We start from the raw sequence: 19,788 nt of genomic DNA, 5'->3' as shown, positions 1-19,788 counted from the left end.
ATTGAAAGTATATCTAAAATTTAGTTTTTTCTGTTTGATAGTTTTGTATTCGAACTTATTAATAAGTCAAGAACCAACGGATTGTATCAACGCTGTAACAGCATGTGGAAATGCTGATATTACTTTAGATGTAAACGGAATAGGCACACAAGAATTAGGTGCAGGCCAAAACTGTTCAAGTCAAGAAAACAATAGCATTTGGCTTAGTGTTACTACAGTTACTTCTGGAACTCTTGGGTTCACCTTATCACCAAACAGTAGAAGTATCACTGAAGATTATGATTTTTTTGTTTTTGGTCCAAATGTGGCTTGTGGCGCTTTAGGTCAAGCTATAAGATGTTCAACAACTAATCCTCAAAACGCAGGTTTATCAAACAATAAAACTGGTATGAATGGTTCAGAAACCGACACTTCTGAAGGGCCAGGAGCAAGTGGCAATAGTTTTGTAAGATGGCTTGATGTCAATGCTGGAGAAACCTATTTTATTGTTATAGACCGACCTATTGGTAACAGTCCGTTCAGTTTAGAATGGACAGGAACTGCTACCTTCTCGGAGCCTCCAACTGATGAGTCAGGAACTTCTGGAGCAGCATTAGATATTGATTCTTGCGATGAAATTGCACCTTTTACAGATGAAACAACAGAGTTTACACTTTCCAATAATACACCGTCAATTATAGGTTCACAATCCAACGTTTCAGTGACGTACCATATTTCTGCAAGTGATGCTAATATAGGCACAAACGCTTTAAACAGCCCTTATACTAATATTAACAATCCACAAACTATTTATGCTAGAATTACAAATAATTCCACTGGTTGCTTTGAATTAACTGATTTTCAATTAAGTGTTAGCGGACCAGATTTTACAACACCATCAGATTATATTTTATGTGACAATCTAGATGATGGCGATGATAAAAACGGACAGGTTATATTTGATTTGGCTTCAAAAAACAGCGAAATTCTTAATGGGCAAAACCCGGCAGATTTCAATGTATTATATTATACTTCAAGTACAGATGCTGAAAATAGAATTGGTGCCCTTCCCTATTCCTATTACAATACTACGCCTTTTAACGAGCAAATATTTGTACGTATTGAAGAAGTATCCAATTCATTTTGTAGCAGTTTTACAACTTTAAATTTACAAGTAAATGAAGCTCCTGAAGCTTTAAACACTACTTTATTGCAATGTGATGAAGATGGGTTATCAGATGGGTTAACAACTTTTAATCTAAATCAAGCAGAGGCTGAATTATCTGGAGCTGCTGCGAATAGGACATTAAAATTCTATACGGATGCCCTAAGAACTTCTGAAGTTAATGGCGATGCATTTAACAATACCTCGAATCCACAAATAATTTATCTAGAAGTAATTAATAATGCTTCGGGATGCATTGGCTATTCTGAACTTACACTTGCGGTTACCGTTACAGATTCGAACAACGCATATCTCACTTTTTGTGACGATGATGGTATAGAAGATGGGCTTTACAACTTTAATTTAGAGGATGCTTCAGCAGATATATTAGCGGGGTTACCGGCAAATCTAGATGTTGTTTACTATCAAACTTTTAAAGATGCCGTATTAGAGCAAAATCCGTTAAGTCCAATTTATACCAATACTACACCATTTTATCATATTGTTTATGCTAGAGTTGAAAATGCGAATGATTGCTATGGCATCAGTCAAGTTTTTCTATATGTGTTCCCTTTACCTGATATTAAAACTGAAGATTTATTTTACTATTGTTTGAATGATTTTCCTCAAACTATAACTATTGATGCGGCATTGAACAGCGGAAATCAAAATAATTATACATACAACTGGTCTAACGGAGCCAATACCTATACAACTCAAATAAATGAACCAGGTATTTACACCGTAACAGTTTCCAATGGTTATAACTGTTTTAAAGAACGTACGGTTACCATTGAAGCTTCAAACACGGCAACATTTAACTCTCCAGCTTTCGATGTTAATGATGTTTCTCAAAATAATACCATAACAGTTTACGTTTCAGGAGAAGGGATTTATCAATATCGTTTGATAGATGAAAACGGATTTACCGTAAGAGATTATCAAGACAGCAATATTTTTGATAATGTTTATCCAGGCATTTATACGGTTTTAGTAAAAGATGTAAAAAACGATTGTGGTATTACACAAAGTGATGTTTCTGTTATTGGGTTTCCAAAATTTTTCACACCTAATAATGATGGCGTTAATGATGAATGGAAAATTTATGGCGTATCTAGTATGTTTCAGCCCAATACTAAAATCAAAATCTATGATCGCTACGGAAAATTAATAAAACAACTCATTCCGTTAAGTGAAGGATGGAATGGCTATTTCAATGGTGAAAAATTACCTAGTGATGATTATTGGTTTTCTGTCATTTTACAAGACGGAAGAATATTTAAGGATCATTTCACTCTGAAAAACTAGATGACAGGGTCTAAAAAACTAAATTTCGTGCATTTTGTCCGATTTTTTTTGCGCTTCATCTAAATATACCTATTTTTCGGCCATATTAGTCCCAACTAATGGTCATATTTTAATTAATAATAACCTAATAGAAAATACCTACACGTTATGAGATTTGCACGTTTCATCATAATTTCGATTCTTTGCGGAAGTAATTATTTGTTTTCACAGCAAATAACTGTAGATGATACTGTTAGTTTACAAGCTTTAATACAAGACAATCTAGTAAACGGTTGTGTAGATATTTCTAATATTGATTCATTCGTGAATGGTAGTGCCAACGGTCTTTCTAGTTATGCTTATTTTGAAAGAGGTAGTTCAAATTTTCCGTTTGAAAGAGGTATTATGTTATCAACCGGTGGAGCAGCCTCTGGAGGTAATGCTACTATCACACCAACGCTTAGTGAAGGCTCGAATACATGGGGAACAGACCCCGATTTAGAAACCGCTCTTGGAATTACAAATACAGTTAATGCGACATCAATAGAATTCGATTTTGTTTCTATTTCAAATCAGTTTCAGTTTAATTACTTGTTAGCATCCGAAGAATACTTTGGTATTAATCCGTGTCAATTTTCTGATGGCTTCGTTTTTCTAATAAAAGAAGCCGGAACAACCAATCCATATCAAAATATCGCACTTATTCCTGGTACAGCCATTCCTGTAAACACCAATACCATTCACGACGAAATTTTTGGAGTTTGTGCTGCACAAAACGACCAATATTTTGATGGTTATAACCGTGGTGACACAAATTATAATGGGAGAACTACCGTTTTAACAGCAATGGGTAGCATTCAACCTAACGTCACCTATCATATTAAATTAATAATCGCCGACCAAACAGATGGAACTTTTGATTCTGCTGTATTTATCGAAGGTGATAGTTTTAGAGTACTCGATTTAGGGGAAGATATAGCAACTTGCGAAAGTGTGGCAACTCTAGATGCAGATTTACAAAATCCATTAGCTTCTTACGCTTGGTATAGAAATGGTACTTTAATACCAGGAGCAATATCACCAACCTATACAACTATTCAAGATGGAACTTATCGTGTTGAAGTTTCTGTACCTGTAAATGGAAGTACTTGTTTAGAAACAGATGAGATTGAGGTTGTTTTAAACACCGAAGAGCCTATGGATCCTGTTTCGGATTATGAGATATGTGATGATGCAAGCGGCGATGAAACCGAAATCTTTGATTTATCAACCAAAGATGCAGAAGTTATTGCAAATATTCCTTTTACAAATTATACGTTTAGCTATCATTTATCCGATAGTGATGCACGACTTGATATTTTACCTATAACAACGCCTATTTCAAACACCTCAAACCCGCAGCCAATATTTGTTAGGGTTGAGGATGACGATAGTAATTGTTTAGCATATACAAGTTTTAATTTAATTGTTAATCCGTTACCAGATATTGTAGCGCCTACAACTTTAGAAATTTGTGATGGAGACGACATCCCTGATGGTTATGCCATTATTGATTTAACTCAAAAAGATGACGAAATCACACAAGGTCAAACTAATTTACTAGTAACCTATCATTATAATCCTCTTGATGCTAGTACAGGAAACAATCCTATACCAACACCTTACATTAACACCAACACACCAAATGAACAAGTTTATGTAAGAGTTGTTGATACAACCACAGGATGTATTACCACCACAACTTTAGATGTTGTAATTACACTTAGTCCTATAGTGAACAGAGAAACTCAATATATTGACGCCTGTGATAGAGATTTAGATGGCGATGCCACGTTCGATTTAACTGAGGTTATAAGCGCCATACTTAATGGCTTAACAGGTGTTTCCACAACTTTTCATGCCACTTATGATGATGCATTTAACAACACAAATGTTATTGCAGACGAAACCAATTACCAATATACAAATGCCGTGTTAGAACCTGGTTCTGCCACATTATATTTAAGAATTGAAGATGATACGACCGGATGTACAACTATAGTACCATTCGAAATTCATACCAATTTATTACTTACTGGAACGGATACTGGCGATTTTGCACTTTGTGATACCAATGATGACAATTCAGACACCTTAAATTTCGATTTAAATACCGTAGAAATATTTATTGCTAACGATTTACCAAATTCCATTACAGTTACTTTTTACGAAACAGAAGAAGACAGAGATAATGGGACAAACCCTATAGATAAAACTGCACCTTACGCGGCAACAAGCCCACAAGTTTTATATATTAGAATAGAAGATGGTGGTTGTGTTGAAAATTCTCAAATTACATTATTAGTAAACCCTATATTATTATTTTCAAATGTAACAATACCATATTGTGATGATGATGATGACGGTATAGCAAGCATAGATTTACAATCAATAGATGACATAATCACTGGTGGAAACACCAATTTTACGGTTACTTATTTTGATAATAATGCAGATGCTCAAAGTAATAATACGGCGAATCAATTACCGCCTTTTTATAACAACACCAATGCCGTAGAAACCATTTATGCGCGTATTGAGAGTTTAGATTCTGGTTGTTCTACAGTAAACCCGTTTCAAATTGAAGTATTGGTTGCTCCTACTACCAATCAACCTACTAATGAAATAATATGTGATGACGATCAAGATGGTTTTTCAATAATAAACCTTGAAGATAAAATTGATGAAGCCGTACCAAGTAGAACAGGTTTAAACTTAGATGTTTATACATCTTTTGAAGATGCTGATAACAATACAAACCCTATTCCTGTTGCAGACCGAAGTGCTTACAATTCAAATACACAAACCATTTATATCCGAGTAGAAGATGCTGCAAGTGGCACGGGTTGTTATTCTATTGTTTCATTTGAAGCGATTATAAATACATTACCCGTTTTCCCAACTATTAGTAATTTTCAATTATGTGAAGATGATGGTGATAGAACTTCAGATTTCCTATTAGTTGATAAGGATGCCGAAATTTTAAACGGACAACCTGGTAAAGAAGTTTATTATTTTGAAGACGCAGCATATACCATTCCAATAGATAAAAATAATGTCTATCAAAATACTTCTAGTCCTCAAACAATTTATGTTAGGGTAGAAAATATTACAGATCCATCCTGTTTTGGTACCTCATCTTTTCTCATTCAAGTTTCGCCAGATCCTGTTTATAATCCAGTAGTAGATTATTTAATTTGTGATGATGATAGTAATGATGGTTTACATGAATTTAATCTAGTTGAAAAAGCAAATGAAATTAGTTCAGGTTCGCCCGATAATTTAAATATTTCGTTCCATATTTCACCTGAAGATGCGGATTCTAATACAGCGCCTTTACCTTCTACATATACTAATACTACGAATCCGCAAAGTATTTATATCAGAATTGAAAGTGAAGATTCATTATGCCACATCGTTGAAGAATTAGGTATTAATATTATAGCAGCTCCAGATGTTATGTACAACGTGCCTAGTATTACCAATTGTGATATTGATTATGACGGTATTGTTGATTTTGATTTAACAACATATAATATTGATACTGTTGATGATGATTTTGAAGTTTTAGATAGAGTAAAAAGTAATCTTTCTATAAACTATTTCGAGAATTTAACAGATATAAATCCAGACGACGGTTTAGATAACTCCATGGAAATTACAAATCCATCTAATTTTAATTCGAATACGAAAACTGTTTATATAAAAGTAGCCAATAATTTAACTGGCTGTTTTGTTGTTATTCCTTTAGAATTAATAGTAAACCTGCCACCTGCAACTAATTTAATAGGTACAATCGAGATTTGCGATAATGAAACGAATACTTATGATTTATCGCAAGTTGATAATATGATTGTTAGCGATCCTTCTGCTGTTACGATATCATATCATAATTCACAATCTGATGCGGATGATAATTTGGCACCTTTAAGTAGTACCTTTAATTATTCAGCGGCAAGCCATACCATATACATCAGGGTATCAGACCCTTCTACCGGATGCTATTTTGTACCCACTTTTGTATTGCAAATAAATGAAAATCCAGTTGCCAACACACCGCCAGATTTAGTTGATTGTGATGATGATTACGATGGTATACAAAGCTTTGATTTACGAGATAATAACAGTATTATTCTAGGGTCTTTAAATTCATTAAATCATATCATAACCTTCTATAGTTCTTTAGAAAATGCTGAAAGCAAAACGGATAATCTACCGAATATTTATTCAGCTTCAAATGGCGACACAATCTATGCAAGATTGGAAAACAATAGAACAGATTGTTATAGCACAACACAATTTAATATTCGCATAAATAATTTACCCGTTATTGCAATGAATGAAACTGTACCGTTGTGTAATAACGAACCTGTTACTGTATCTGCAGATACCGGAGTAGCTGGCGATAGATATCTATGGTCTACAGGAGCCACTACTAGCAGCATTGTAATCCCTCCAACAAATCCTGGTAATTATGCTGTAACCGTAACTAGACCTAATGTTGTGGGTAATGACTGTTCATACACTCATAATTTTGAAGTAATTCCTTCAGAAGATGCGATAATAAACTTCACTTCAACTGTTAATTTTGCTGACCCAAATAGAATTACAGTTGAAATAGATAACTCGAGAATAGGAGATTATATTTATATTCTGGACGATGGTGAACCGCAAAATTCAAATATTTTTGAAGATGTTTCTTTCGGAGAACATCTTGTAACCGTAAGAGATATCAACGGGTGTATGGATGTTACAAAACAAGTATTCGTTTTCGATATTCCAAAATTTGTAACTCCAAATAATGATAGCGCTTACGATACTTGGCATATTGTAGGAGCAAATCAATTGCCTGGAACTATGGTTTATATTTATAACCGACACGGAAAACTCATTAAAACATTACCTCATTATTCAGAAGGTTGGGATGGAACTTATAATGGCGAAAATATGCCTTCAGATGATTACTGGTTTTCGGCAGACATAGTTCAAAATGGAGAAACTTTCAATATTAAAGGGCATTTTGCTTTAAAACGATAATTTAAAAATAAAGTTGTTTTAACGATGTAATTAAACCTTAAAAGTTTTTTTAAGTCTTATTTACTTTAAATATTATATTTTAGTTTTTCCAACTAGTAATTAAGGTAATTACTTAATATTAAAACATGACGAATAATATTATCGTTAAAGGATTTATATTTTGTTTATTAATTCTTTGTAGTATTCGAGGTTATGCACAATTAAGTAAAAAACACTACATACCGCCACTAACGTTTGCCAACTCGGGTAGTTCCACTCCTCAAGACCAGTATATTTACTTATCAACGCCTAGAAACATAGATGTTCCTTATACTATAAAACCAATAGGCCAACCAGAGGCGAATTACATTACGGGCGTAGTAAATAATTCAAACCCTGCAGAAATATCAATAGGATCTGGAGGTAATACACAATTGTTTATACCCTCGCCTTCATCGAGTGTCATAACTACTAATAAAGGATATATAATTGAATCTGAGGATGTAATTTATGTATCAGTTAGAATGAATGCAGGTTCTCAAGCAGGTGCATTAGTAAGTAAAGGACTATCTGCACCAGATACAATTTTTAGAATTGGTAGTTATACGAGTGAAAATCCGCAGGACAACTACCTCAACTTTGTCTCTGTCATGGCCACAGTAGACGATACTAAAGTTAATTTCAGTGATCTTCCAAATGGTATTATCATTCAAAATTACAGTGGACCAATACCCGTGAACGTCACATTGGATGAAGGTGAAAGTTATACCTTGGCCATTAATTGTAATGATACGAGTATAAATACCGATGGATTAATAGGATGTCTGGTGAGTTCAGACAAACCAGTTGTAGTGAATTGCGGTTCTGCCAATGGAAGTTTTGGTACTGGCGGTGCAAGAGATTATGGTATCGATCAAATAGTTGGATTAAGTAAAATTGGTACTGAATATATTTTTGTTAGAGGCGATGGCACAAATGACTGGGAAAACATTTTATTAGTGGCCCACACAAACAACACCTCTATAAATATTAACGGAAATGTTACAGGAGTAACTATTGATGCTGGAGAGTATTATGTAATAGAGGGCAACTACTATAGCAGTAATGGCAACATGTATGTTGAAACCTCCCAAACCGTTTTTGCATATCAAGGGGTTGGAGGACTAAATAACAATGGCTCACCCTCCGAAGCCAACCAAGGTATGTTTTTTGTACCTCCTTTAAGTTGTGAAACTCGAGGTAATTTAGATAATATTGCCAATATAAATAACATTGGATCTACACCTTATGAGGGTGGTATTACAATAGTGACTAAAGCTACCGCAAATGTTACAGTGACGTCTTCTATAACTGGAAATATTAACTTAGGTGCTGTAAATGCTGTAACTGGAAAAGCAGATTACATCACTTATAAAATAAAGGGAATAAGTGGCAATATTACAGTTGAAAGTGATGACGAGTTGTATTGTGCATACTTTAACTATAGTGGCGCCGCAACTTCTGGAAGTTTTTATTCAGGTTTTCCATCACCACCAGAAATTAATTTTAACGCAGAATTTGCAACACTAGGAAATTGTATTCCAAATGTAACTTTAGAAGCCGCTAATGCAGAAAACTTTGATAGTTTTAGATGGCTTTTTGATGATGGTAGCGGGTCAGGGTTTATTGATCTTATGGAGTCTACAGCAAGTTTAACACCAAATGCACCTGGCACCTATAAATTAATTGGAATAATTACTTGTACAGGTGAAGAATTAGAGTCTATAGAAATCCCTGTAAGTATTTGTCCCGATGATAGGGATGATGACGGTATTATCGATAACGTTGATATTGATAACGATAACGACGGTATACCCGATTGCACAGAATCTCTAGGAGATGTCATTATAAACGTAACTAATCTTAACACGCCTCAGCTAATTTTTCAAGACGCAAGTACCAATAACACCATTGCGAGTGGCGTTCTTATGCAATCAAATAGTAATGGTGGTACTAATACATTTAACGGTAGCACTGCAGGTAAAATTACGAGCACATTAGCGCCAGCTTCATCAGCGGAAAATAACTACAGTATATCATTTACAGAATCTGTCGATGTCAAATTTTTAGAAGATATCTCAGCAGTACATTCCACTAGCAACGGTGAATATTTTATAGCCAGAATACTGCCTGTAAATAAAAATATAACACTTGTAGACCCAGATGACAGACTATTAGTAGATTCAAATTTCGATGGTATTTTTGAAACTGGTGTAACTATGCTTTCTGGTTCAGAAATACGATTTAAATTTAATCCATCCCCAAATGGCACGACACCATATGAGTTTCTTGCGAATCAAGTTGATGGTTTATCATTTGTTCATATTTTAGAAAATGGCAATGCGACATCAACATTTAACGGCATCATTTCCTTATCGTGCTATAAAAAAGATACAGATTTTGATGGAATTAAAGATGCCTTCGATTTAGATAGCGATAATGATGGTATCCCAGATTTTATTGAAAATACAGGAACCTATGTTCCTTTGTCTGGTGTGGATTCTAATAATGACGGATTAGATGATATTTACAATGCTAGTATAGCCCCATTAGATACTGATGGTGATACCATACCAGATTTTTACGATTTGGATAGTGATAATGATGGGATTACTGATTTGTTTGAAACAGGTGAATTAGGATTGCTTTCCGATACCGATTTAAACGGTATTGTTGATGGCCCAGGTTTTGGAATTAACGGTTGGACAGATTTTGCCGAAACCACACCCGATAGTAATGAAATTGGATATGCACTTAATGATGAAGATATCGATGGTATTTTTAGTTATATAGATGAAGATAGCGATGGCGATAATTGTACAGATGTTATAGAGGCCGGTTTCTCAGATGGAAATATGGATACTTATTTAGGTGACGGAACTGTTTTAGTAGATTTAGTATCCGATTCTATTACAGGACTAGGATTAGTTACCAATGCCAGCGATGGTTACACGATACCAAATGCAGATTATTTAACCCATAGTCCTATTTCTATAACGCAACAACCTTTAAATCTAGTGGCATGCGAAGCATCAATAGAAAGTTTTATAGTTATATCTCCCGAAGCAGAAGTTTTTCAATGGGAAATTAGTACCAATGGTGGTACTACTTGGGCTTTAATTACTGATGATGCAACTTACTCCGGTTCTCAAACAGATGAGCTAACTATAACTAATATTCAACCTACTTTTAATAATTTTCAATTCCGTGTAAAACTGGATAGAAGTGGGAATAGTTGTGGCATATATTCTGAGGCTGCATTATTAGAAGTCAATGAATTACCGGTTGCAAATAATCCTAGTATTTATAATCAATGTGATGACGATAGTAATGATGGGCAATCCTTTTTCAATTTAACTCAAGACCATATTAAATCTGAAATAAACCCAAATTTTGTAATAGAAAATTTAGTTTTTACCTATTTCGAAACTGAACCAGACGCAAACAATAATACTAACCCGATTTTAGCCCCGGAAGCCTATCAGGATGCTTTAGGCTTTACACCAGAAACGATTTGGATAAGAGTTGAAGACTCAAACGGTTGCTATAGAATTGTGCCTTTAACACTCGAGGTAAACCCAAGTAGTGCGGTATTAACAACTTATAATGCACAACCGTTGTTTCAATGTGATGATGGTGTTGATAACCGCGATGGGACTGCCATTTTTGATATGACAGCTATTAAAGATGACATTGAAACCAATGTATTTAATACCATAAACGTTACGACTCATTTTTATGAAAGCATAATTGATGCCGAATTAGAAAATAACGAAATATTGGATGTTGCGAATCACGAAAACACTAACTCTCCCAATATTCAAACAATATGGGTAAGAGTAAAAAGTGATTTAGGTAATAATTGTTTAGGTCTAAAAGAGCTCACGAATATTTTAAATGTTGAAGCCTTACCTGTTGCAAGTCCTGTTGAGTTTGATAGACAATGCGATATTGATATGACTGATACCATTTTAAACTTTCCGTTCGATACTTCACAACTAGAATCCGATATTTTAAATGGCCAAAACCTAGCAGATGTTAACATAACCTATTATACTGAAACGGGCGCTCCACTTTTTTATTCAGATGGTACTCAAGTTGTAAGTCCTATTCAGCCTAATTTTTTAACTGAAAATCAAAATATAATAGTTAGAGTGACTAATAACAACACTCAGGATCGTGATGGTGCTTGTTTCGATGAGACCTTAATTAACTTTATTGTAGATGAACAGCCTGTAATAGTTAATACTATTCCTGCTCAAGTTGAATGCGATGGAAATGCAGGAGATGTTGATGATGATGGTGTTTTTCCGTTTGTAACAACAACATTTTCAAATACTATTTTAGGAAACCAAACGGGTATGAACGTTCGATTTAGTTATATTGATGAAAATAGTGTTAAGGTTAACAACAGTCCTACTCTACCCGATCCATTTATCTCAGGAAATCAAACTATTACTGTAGAAGTTTTTAACACTATAAACCCATCATGCTCAGTATCAACAACGGTAGATTTTGTGGTAAATCCGTTACCTGAATTTGAAGTAGAAAGCCCAAGATTAGTTTGTTCATCAGACCCAACGTTCTCCATTCAATTGGAGCCTTTTGAAGCCAATTCATCAGAGGTTTTTGATTATGAATGGTTTTTTACAAGTTTGGATAATACGGTTTCAAATCAATTTTTTTCAAATAATAGAATAATAACAGTATCAGATCCTGGCATTTATACCATAACATTAACCAAAACCGATGGAACTAACTGTTCTAAATCTAAGGAAATTTATGTTGATGCATCCGAAATCGCAACCATTACTCAGGACGATGTTACAATTGTTGATCTTTCTGAAAACAACTCAGTAACTATAAATACGACACATCTCGGTTCGGGAAATTATCAGTTTGCATTACAAGAAGAAGGTTCAACATTTATTGTTTATCAAGACAATCCTTTCTTTAATAATGTTCGCCCAGGTTTTTACACCATCCATGTTTTAGACGATATTTGTGGAGTTTCCACATTAGATATTGCCGTTGTTGGCTATTCTAAATATTTCACACCAAATGGGGATGGCGTTAATGATACATGGAAAATACAAGGTGTAGATGCTAGATTTCAATCTAACAGCACCGTACTGATTTACGATAGATATGGCAAGCTATTAAAACAGCTGTTAGTTGATTATGATGGCTGGGACGGATCTTTTAATGGATCAATTTTACCAACCGATGATTATTGGTTCCAAGTTTTTCTTGAAGATGGCAGGCAATTTTCTGGTCACTTTACATTAAAACGATAATTCTAAATTTCACAAGGCTTAAATTCCAAAATCCATCTACTTTAAGTAATTTAGTCAAATAAAATACTTTGGCATTTAAGTGATATATGAAATTCATAATTGAATCGGATTTTAGTCCAACTGGCGACCAACCTCAAGCCATAAAACAACTCGTTCAAGGAATCGAATCTAAAGAAAGATACCAAACCTTACTTGGCGTCACAGGTTCTGGAAAAACATTTACTGTTGCTAATGTGATTCAGGAAGTACAAAAACCTACTTTGGTTCTAGCCCATAATAAAACGTTGGCTGCTCAATTATACTCAGAATTCAAACAATTTTTCCCTGATAATGCAGTTGAATATTTTGTTTCATATTACGATTATTACCAACCTGAAGCTTACATTCCTGTTTCTGGCGTTTATATAGAAAAAGATTTATCTATAAATGAGGAAATAGAAAAAATGCGTTTAAGTACTACATCATCGTTACTTTCTGGCAGACGAGATGTGTTGGTAGTAGCATCGGTATCTTGCCTTTATGGTATTGGAAATCCGGTTGAGTTTCAGAAGAATGTAATTACAATAGAAAGAGATCAAGTTATTTCCAGAACAAAATTGTTACATCAACTCGTGCAAAGTTTATATTCAAGAACCGAAGGAGAATTTAATCATGGTAACTTCAGAATAAAAGGAGATACTGTTGATATTTTCCCCAGTTATGCTGATGATGCCTTTAGAATTCATTTTTTTGGTGATGAAATAGAAGATATAGAATCATTCAACATTCAAACCAATCAAGTGGTTGAAAAATATGATAGATTAAACATTTATCCTGCAAACATGTTTGTGACTTCGCCCGAAATCCTTCAAGGGGCGATTAAAGAAATTCAAGACGATTTAGTTAAACAACATGATTATTTTAAAGAAATAGGCAAACATTTAGAAGCCAAAAGACTCAAAGAACGTACAGAATTCGATCTAGAGATGATACGTGAATTAGGGTATTGTTCAGGTATTGAAAACTATTCGCGATATTTAGATGGCAGACAACCTGGAACTCGTCCTTTCTGTTTATTAGATTATTTTCCAGACGATTATTTAATGATTGTTGATGAAAGTCATGTTACCATTTCACAAGTACACGCTATGTATGGTGGCGACAGAAGTAGAAAAGAAAATCTAGTGGAATATGGATTTAGGCTACCAGCAGCTATGGACAACAGGCCTTTAAAATTTGAAGAGTTTGAAGCATTGCAAAATCAAGTCATTTACGTGAGTGCAACACCTGCCGATTATGAACTACAAAAAACTGATGGTGTTTATGTAGAACAGGTCATTCGGCCTACAGGTTTACTTGATCCTATAATTCAAGTCCGACCTAGTTTAAACCAAATAGATGATTTAATTGAAGAAATTCAACAACGCGTTGAAAACGATGAGCGCACTTTAGTAACGACTTTAACTAAACGTATGGCGGAAGAGCTTACTAAATATCTGGATAGAATTCAAATTCGATGCCGATACATCCATAGTGATGTGGATACTTTAGAACGAGTTGAAATTATGCAAGATTTGCGAAAAGGACTTTTTGATGTTTTGGTTGGAGTTAATTTACTTCGTGAAGGTTTAGATTTACCTGAAGTATCGTTAGTAGCTATTCTGGATGCCGATAAAGAAGGCTTTTTACGATCGGCACGTTCATTGACACAAACCGTTGGTAGGGCCGCTAGAAACTTAAATGGAAAAGCCATTATGTATGCCGATAAAATTACCAAAAGCATGCAAAAAACTATTGATGAAACGGAATACAGACGCGAAAAACAAATTGCTTACAATACTAAAAACAACATTACACCAAAGGCTTTAAATAAGAGTTTAGATAACGCACTTTCAAAAAATTCGGTTAGTACATACAGCTATGAACTTGAAGCGCTAAAAGCTGCTGAACCAGAAAGCGAATATTTAAGTAAGGGTGAATTAGAAAAGAAAATCCGTGAAAAACGTAAGCTCATGGAAGAAGCTGCTAAAGCTTTAGATTTTATTGTAGCAGCAAAACTTAGAGACGATATTAAAAACTATCGTACAAAATTAGAAAAGCTAAAAGAATAAACTTTTAGCTTTTCGGTAATCTACTCTTGTAAATTATAATCAACACTAAATTATTAGGGTCTTTAGAACTATCTAAAGAGAAACTACTAGTTATACTGCGTCTTAAAAATGTCTATTAAAACATCTGGAGGCACAATTTTATTTGGAAAACTTTCCATTAAATAAAGCACTTTGGTAATTGATTCATGGCTCAGACCCATGCGCAAACCAAAATTATAAAGTTTAATTACTCCAGCAGAGTTATTATCCTCATTATGCTCTTGTTCTATATTCATTAACAAAACCAATCTATGGAATTGAACAATGCGCTCACTATGAGATTTTAAATGTGTATAAGTTACTGGGTTTTCTAACAAATATTCAAAATCTTCTCGAGAGATATCTAACTGTTTTGCAACTCCTAATAAGAAATTATACTCGATTCGCCGAATATCCTTGTCGTATTTCGCGAATGCTATCATTTCTGATAGAAGACTCAATTTTTCTACTCTATTTATCATTATGGAAGGGATCAATTAATTACAATATAAAGTTAAGCAGATACATCTTTTAATAATCGTGGTTATTAGGTAACTTATCGAAAAAGGATAGGTATTTAATCGTAGATTTTGACAATTTCATCAATTATTTAATTTATTATATCCAAAAAAAATGCAATTCAACATTTTTATTATTTACTCAAAAGTTAAAATAAACGAATACATATTGTTGATTTTCAACATTTTAACTTAATTAAAGATACGCAAAATTAAGTTCTTAAAATAGCAGGATTTTTAGTGTCTCAATTAATAAAGACAAAACGTTAGATTTGAAGTCTGCAAGAATGAAAATCGATGAAATACATGTATCTTTAGACCGTTAAAAGAATTACGATGACAAATAACGATATTTTAAAAAAATTAAGGGTGGCTTTAAAACTTCGGGATGATGATATTGTAAAAATATTAGCACTTGTAGATTTTAGAATATCTAAAAGTGAATTAGGGGCATTTTTCAGAAAAGAAGATCATCCAAAATATATGGAGTGCGGTGATCAAATACTTCGGAATTTTTTAAATGGTCTTGTTATCCACCTTAGAGGACCAATGCCAGACAAAAGAATAGACCAATCCAAAAACGATTCTAGATTGGAAAAAGACCAAGCTTCCGCGAAAGCGAAAAACAAAAAACCTAAAAAAAAGAAAAGCTTATTACATTCTAATACAAATAAAAAGAGCATCAAATAATTGATGCTCTTTTTTTATTTCAAATTACAGAATTCTTATTCTGCAATATCTATTTAAGCTAATACTTCTTGAACTTTATCTGCAGCTTCTTGAAATTCAGTTGCACTTAATACTGCTAAACCAGAATTATCAATTAACTCCTTCGCGATATCTGCATTAGTTCCTTGTAAACGCACTATAATGGGTACATTAATGTTACCCATGTTTTTATATGCATCTATAACACCTTGTGCAACACGATCACAACGTACAATACCACCAAAAATATTAATTAAGATGGCTTTAACCGCTGGGTCTTTTAAGATAATCTTAAATGCTGCTTCTACACGAGCTGCATCTGCAGTTCCACCAACATCTAAAAAGTTTGCCGGCTCTCCTCCTGCCTGTTTAATTAAATCCATTGTAGCCATGGCTAAACCTGCGCCATTAACCATACAACCTACATTTCCATCTAAGTCTACATAGTTTAGTCCTAGTTCACCTGCTTCAACTTCAATAGCACTTTCTTCACGTACATCACGTAAATCAACATAATTTTTATGTCTGAATAAGGCGTTATCATCTATAGTTACTTTGGCATCAACTGCCATAATTTTATTATCACTCGTTTTTAAAACAGGATTGATTTCAAATAACGAAGAATCAGATTTCACGTAAGCTGTGTATAATGCAGTTACAAATTTCAACATTTCTTTAAATGCTAAACCAGAAAGTCCTAGGTTAAAAGCAATACGTCTTGCTTGAAATGGCAATAAACCAACAGCAGGATCAACTTCTTCAGTAAAAATTAAATGTGGTGTTTGTTCAGCAACAGTTTCAATATCCATTCCACCTTCAGTAGAATACATAATAATATTTCGTCCTGTACCTCTATTTAATAAAACAGACATATAGAATTCATTAGTTTCACTTTCTCCAGGATAATACACATCCTCAGCTACTAACACTTGATGAACACGCTTACCTTGGGCTGAAGTTTGTGGAGTTACTAAATCCATGCCAATAATTTTTCCAGCAATTTCTTCAACTTCTTTAAGGTTTTTGGCAAGTTTAACACCGCCACCTTTTCCACGTCCACCAGCATGAACTTGAGCTTTAATAACGTGCCAACTTGTGCCAGTTTCGCTTGTTAGTTGTTTTGCTGCAGCCACAGCTTCTTGAGCATTTTGGGCTACAATTCCGCGTTGTATACGCACTCCAAAAGTGCTTAATATTTCTTTACCTTGGTATTCGTGTAAGTTCATAATTTAACTTCTGTTTTAAGATTCACAAATGTATATAATAGCGTTTACTTACCCTAATATTTAATTACGAAAACTTGAATAATATTAATTATTGTTAAATAATTAACATTATGTTTAATTTTAAAAATTTTTTATTTATTTATTTTTTTTTTCACTCAAAGAAATATCTTTGACAAAAATTAGAAGTACTATGTTAGATAATCAGTTGCTTAAAATTGCACAAGATTTTGGAAGTCCAGTTTATGTTTACGATGCTGGTAAAATTGAAAGTCAGTATAAAAGACTCACCAATGCCTTTAAAGATGTTAAGAAGTTAAAACTTAATTATGCCGTTAAAGCTTTGTCAAACATTTCTATTTTAAAGCTTTTTAAGTCGCTTGGATCTGGTATTGACACGGTTTCAATTCAGGAAGTTCAATTAGGTTTGGCTGCTGGTTTTTCGCCAGACCAAATTATTTACACTCCTAATGGCGTATCATTAGATGAAATTGAAGAAGCTGCAAAATTAGGTGTTAAAATTAATATTGATAATCTATCTATACTAGAACAATTTGGGACAAAACACCCTAAAATTCCAGTTTGTATTAGAATTAACCCGCACGTTATGGCGGGAGGAAATGCCAATATTTCGGTTGGACATATCGATTCAAAATTTGGGATTTCAATACACCAAATACCACACATACTAAGAATAGTAGAAAATACCAAAATGAATATTAATGGTATACATATGCATACTGGTAGTGATATATTAGATATTGAAGTGTTTTTATACGCCAGTGAAATATTATTTGATACGGCAAAACAATTTAAAAATTTAGATTTCATCGATTTTGGTTCTGGTTTTAAAGTACCTTATAAACCAGGAGATATAGAAACTAATATTGAAGAATTAGGCAAAAAATTAACGGCAAGATTTAATGCATTCTGTAAAGAATACGGTAAAGAATTAACCTTAGCTTTTGAACCTGGAAAATTCTTAGTCAGTGAATCTGGTTACTTTTTAACTAAGGTGAATGCGGTTAAACAAACAACCTCAACGGTATTTGCTCAAGTAGATTCTGGATTTAATCATTTAATTAGACCCATGTTTTACGGCTCTCATCATGAAATCTCAAACATTTCTAACCCGAAAGGACGTGAACGTTTTTACACTGTAGTTGGCTATATCTGCGAAACAGATACTTTTGGTAACAACAGACGAATTAATGAAATTAATGAAGGTGATATTTTAAGTTTTAAAAATGCTGGGGCTTATTGTTTCTCTATGGCGAGTAATTACAATTCAAGATTCAGACCTGCTGAAGTATTATGGTATAATGGTAAAGCGCATCTTATTAGAAAAAGAGAATCTTTTGAAGACATTCTGAACAACCAAATTGAAGTGGATTTTTCTACAAAAACCAAAAAACAGTTAGTAAAATAGCTTATTATATTTCATTATTACAATTTCAAAAATGCTTAACAAATGTTAAGCATTTTTTTATTTTTTCTTCTTATTTCATAAATATTATTCAAAATAGTTGTTAATATTCAATATTTTATCTAATATTATACTATTCCCTAAGTTTTTTTTAACACTAAATAAAAAGACTTTTATGCTATCTCTGAAATTCATTTGGCGTATTTTTTTAATTACTCTTCAATAACCTATAAAAAAATGAATCAACCCATAAAAATATTGATTGTTGAAGATGAAATGATAATTGGTGCAAACATGTCACTGCAACTTACTTCCTTAGGGTATGATGTAATTGGTCTTATTCCCACTGGCGAAGAAGCTTTGAATCAAATAAAGCAAAACCAACCTGATATTATTTTACTGGATATTAATTTAAAAGGAAATCTTACAGGCATTAATACTGCTGAAATTATACAAGAAGACTATAATATTCCAATAATTTATGTTACCGCCAATGCCGATAATGCCCATTTTAATAAAGCAAAATCTACAAATCCTTATGCATTTATATCAAAACCGTTTAAGAAATTAGACTTACAACGCGCAATAGAGTTGGTAATAAATAGAATGCAATTTGAAAAAGATGTAGAAATTCCAGTAACCGAAGAAAAAGCGAATCCTTTTATATTGAGTGACTGCATATTTGTACGTCACCATGAAAAAATGGTTCGTGTTAACATCAAAGACATTTTTTATGTTGAAGCTGAAAGAAACTATTGTCGGATTCATTGTAAAGACAAAGAATATTTAATAACCACTACCCTAAAAGATATGGATGATAAGTTACCCGATCATCATTTTATAAGGGTACACAGATCATTTATAGTTAACCTTTCAAATATTGATGAAATAGCTAATACCCACATTGTTATATCAAAAAAAGCCATTCCAATAAGTTCAGATTCAAAAAAACAATTACTTCAACTTATCCAAAAAGTATAATT

9 protein-coding genes are annotated in these 19,788 nt (G+C 33.4%); 7 read left to right on the top strand and 2 right to left on the bottom strand.

What is annotated here, in order from left to right:
* Position 1 precedes the first annotated feature (1 nt).
* The 4 genes from O5O44_RS06540 (at position 2) to uvrB (ending at position 14,912) form a co-directional block, all read left to right on the top strand.
* A complete protein-coding gene (locus O5O44_RS06540) occupies positions 2-2,452 on the top strand; it encodes a T9SS type B sorting domain-containing protein (protein WP_289196232.1) in 2,451 nt (816 codons plus the stop codon).
* Positions 2,453-2,599: 147 nt separating this feature from the next.
* The gene (locus O5O44_RS06535) at positions 2,600-7,507 is read left to right on the top strand and encodes a T9SS type B sorting domain-containing protein (RefSeq protein WP_289196231.1); all 4,908 of its coding nucleotides are present in this window, start codon (positions 2,600-2,602) and stop codon (positions 7,505-7,507) included.
* A gap of 125 nt (positions 7,508-7,632) precedes the next feature.
* Positions 7,633-12,822 carry an FIDD domain-containing protein gene (locus O5O44_RS06530; protein ID WP_289196230.1) on the top strand — a complete coding sequence of 1,730 codons (5,190 nt, stop codon included), beginning with the start codon at positions 7,633-7,635 and terminating at the stop codon, positions 12,820-12,822.
* Between the two features lie 86 nt (positions 12,823-12,908).
* Positions 12,909-14,912: an excinuclease ABC subunit UvrB gene (uvrB, locus tag O5O44_RS06525; protein WP_289196229.1), complete on the top strand. Its 2,004-nt coding sequence runs from the start codon at positions 12,909-12,911 to the stop codon at positions 14,910-14,912.
* A gap of 86 nt (positions 14,913-14,998) precedes the next feature.
* Here uvrB and O5O44_RS06520 read toward each other — a convergent pair whose 3' ends face one another.
* Positions 14,999-15,412 (bottom strand): hypothetical protein, encoded by a 414-nt coding sequence (locus tag O5O44_RS06520; protein ID WP_019388136.1) that lies wholly within the window; start codon positions 15,410-15,412, stop codon positions 14,999-15,001.
* Between the two features lie 372 nt (positions 15,413-15,784).
* Here O5O44_RS06520 and O5O44_RS06515 point away from each other — a divergent pair, with 372 nt between their 5' ends.
* Positions 15,785-16,138, top strand: coding sequence for a DUF1456 family protein (locus tag O5O44_RS06515; protein ID WP_289196228.1), 354 nt, complete (start codon positions 15,785-15,787; stop codon positions 16,136-16,138).
* A 53-nt stretch (positions 16,139-16,191) separates the two neighbouring features.
* On the opposite strand, the gene sucC is transcribed toward O5O44_RS06515, so the two are convergent.
* Positions 16,192-17,382 (bottom strand): ADP-forming succinate--CoA ligase subunit beta, encoded by a 1,191-nt coding sequence (sucC, locus tag O5O44_RS06510; RefSeq protein ID WP_289196227.1) that lies wholly within the window; start codon positions 17,380-17,382, stop codon positions 16,192-16,194.
* Between the two features lie 190 nt (positions 17,383-17,572).
* Between sucC and lysA the strand changes: the two genes are divergently transcribed.
* Positions 17,573-18,808, top strand: a complete 1,236-nt coding sequence (lysA, locus tag O5O44_RS06505) for a diaminopimelate decarboxylase (protein WP_289196439.1) — start codon at positions 17,573-17,575, stop codon at positions 18,806-18,808.
* A 234-nt stretch (positions 18,809-19,042) separates the two neighbouring features.
* Positions 19,043-19,786, top strand: a complete 744-nt coding sequence (locus O5O44_RS06500) for a LytR/AlgR family response regulator transcription factor (protein ID WP_289196226.1) — start codon at positions 19,043-19,045, stop codon at positions 19,784-19,786.
* Positions 19,787-19,788 lie beyond the last annotated feature (2 nt).

Source organism: Algibacter luteus (assembly GCF_030344935.1).
In the GTDB taxonomy this organism is placed as follows: Bacteria; Bacteroidota; Bacteroidia; order Flavobacteriales; family Flavobacteriaceae; genus Arenitalea; species Arenitalea lutea.
Note: the sequence above shows the minus strand (reverse complement) of the source record. Positions and strands in the feature narration are given on the sequence as shown.